The 2,013-nt window shown below is 38.5% G+C and carries 4 protein-coding genes; all 4 read right to left on the bottom strand.

The genetic code is table 11. The annotated features are described in order from the left end of the window. Positions 1-184 precede the first annotated feature (184 nt). Entirely contained in the window at positions 185-547 is a 363-nt protein-coding gene (locus ACTNBR_RS16290; RefSeq protein ID WP_427808784.1) for a flavodoxin domain-containing protein, read from the bottom strand. Continuing rightward, positions 468-983 (bottom strand): N-acetyltransferase, encoded by a 516-nt coding sequence (locus ACTNBR_RS16285; RefSeq protein WP_427808783.1) that lies wholly within the window; start codon positions 981-983, stop codon positions 468-470. The genes ACTNBR_RS16290 and ACTNBR_RS16285 overlap by 80 nt, the downstream gene beginning before the upstream one ends. Before the next feature lie 28 nt (positions 984-1,011). Further along, positions 1,012-1,284: a hypothetical protein gene (locus ACTNBR_RS16280; RefSeq protein WP_441019233.1), complete on the bottom strand. Its 273-nt coding sequence runs from the start codon at positions 1,282-1,284 to the stop codon at positions 1,012-1,014. A 202-nt stretch (positions 1,285-1,486) separates the two neighbouring features. After that, positions 1,487-1,897, bottom strand: coding sequence for a peptide deformylase (locus ACTNBR_RS16275; RefSeq protein ID WP_441019231.1), 411 nt, complete (start codon positions 1,895-1,897; stop codon positions 1,487-1,489). Positions 1,898-2,013: the final 116 nt, after the last annotated feature.

Genomic DNA, 2,013 nt, shown 5'->3' with positions numbered 1-2,013 from the left:
ACCATAATCAAATGATAATATAACAAAAATACTGAATGTGCATTATTATCCAAATCCATATTATAATCAATCCTTTCTTTTATTCGACTGATTATATTGTACCACATCCGGCACATTAGAACAAGTGTTCTCTCGCATTTTTTTGCAATTCATCTCGCCACCTAAAGAGGTGGGAGAATTCTTGCTATATCTTGTTAAACGGTCCAAAAGTGTCATATCCTTTACAGCCAAATTTTCCAATAATGTCCGTTTTCTTTTCTTTCAAAATAACTTCCAGTGATTTATATGCTGCATTTCCACCATAAGTACAGATCATAAATACCTTTTTATTTTCCGGCAGATTTTCTGAAGCAAACTTTAAGATTGTCTGATGAAATTTTGAAAAATAAATACCGGATGCAAAACCAATCCGGTCATAATCCGACAAATCTGCCTTTGGCTGCTGCACGGCATCAATCAGATCAACCTTACATTCCTCTGCAATTTTCTCCACCAGTTTCTTTGTATTTCCATGATGTACAGACGCATAAACAAGTACTGTCTTCATTTTTACCTCCCGCCTGACGATGCCATTCCATCGTATATTCTTCTTCTGATGTATTTTCATCTATTTTCTGATTCACAATTTTAAATCCACGATGCTGATAGAACACTACCGCTCTCATATTTTTCTTATACACGTTAAGATTCAATTGATCCTTTAGCTTCATAACGGTGCGAAGCAGCTCTGTTCCGATTCCTTTTGATTGTTCTTTTGCCTTTACAAAGATCCCGGCTATATAAGTATCCGTCAAACCAATAAATCCCTGAATCTTCTCATTTTCTTCTGCCACAAATACTTCTGCTTCAGGAATCAGTTTTCTGACCATATCATAATTCTTTTTCCAGTAATCTGCTTCTATAAAAGAATGGCTCTCAATATTTGCATGAAGCCATAAGGACATTACTTCGTCCAGATCTCTTGTTTCAAATCTTCGAATCATTTTCTTATTCCATAATAACTAAACTTTTTTACAGCCCATTTCTGTAAATCTCATTGATCACAGCTTGGGCATGTTCCATTTCTTTTTTCTGGATGATTGCATCTCTGTCACTTAAGATTGCAAGCATCTCATCCACCAGATCCTCGATTCGGGGATCACTTACCCGGTACAAATAGCCAAGCATCCGGGTGGCGGTGTAATCTGTATTCATATTTTTAAAGGCAATTTCTGCACAGAACTCTTTGGGATATCCTCTGTCCAGCAAAATCTTGTATAATTCATCGGTTCGTTCCGATGCCATAATCGATCACTCCCGTAATTTTATTCAAGACTCGCTCGCGAGTCTTGGCGCGGGATTCGGGTCTGCAAAGCAGACAAAACACTAATCCGAATCCCTGCGCATCCTCGCGGAGCGTATATCAGATGGGGATTGACACCCGCCACTGATATATATTTCTTGTTCACCGCCTGAAGAAGCGGAAGTCATATTCCATCTGATATACTTAAATTAAAATTCCTTCCAGATGATCCAGTTCATGCTGACAAATTTGTGCCGGCCATCCACTCAGTTTCTGCCGCTGCTTTTTCCAATTCATATCATAATATTCCACTTCGATATTTTCATATCGTGTTGTTTTCCTCACACCGGTAAGCGATAGACATCCTTCTTCTGTTTCATATGGAGTATCCTTGCTCAGAAGAACCGGATTAAACATCACAACATCTACGAATCCCATATTTACAATGATCACCCTCTTTTTCACACCAATCATATTTGCAGCCATACCTACACAACCGGCACGATTTGCCTGTAAAGTGTCCTGTAAATCCTTTCCTACCTGCAGATCTGCCTTTGTAGCAGGTTCTGATTTTTGTCCCAGAAAGAACACATCTTTCATTATCGGTTTTACCATCTTTCATTCCTTCCTATTCTGTCAAGCCTAAATCTATTGATTTTACTGGCTTTGACGATTTTTATTTACCTCAAAAACAGAGCCGGGAGTGATGGATATCATCGTATCATGTACCG

Source organism: Bariatricus sp. HCP28S3_F11, assembly GCF_052065395.1.
In the GTDB taxonomy this organism is placed as follows: Bacteria; Bacillota; Clostridia; order Lachnospirales; family Lachnospiraceae; genus Allocoprococcus.
Note: the sequence above shows the minus strand (reverse complement) of the source record. Positions and strands in the feature narration are given on the sequence as shown.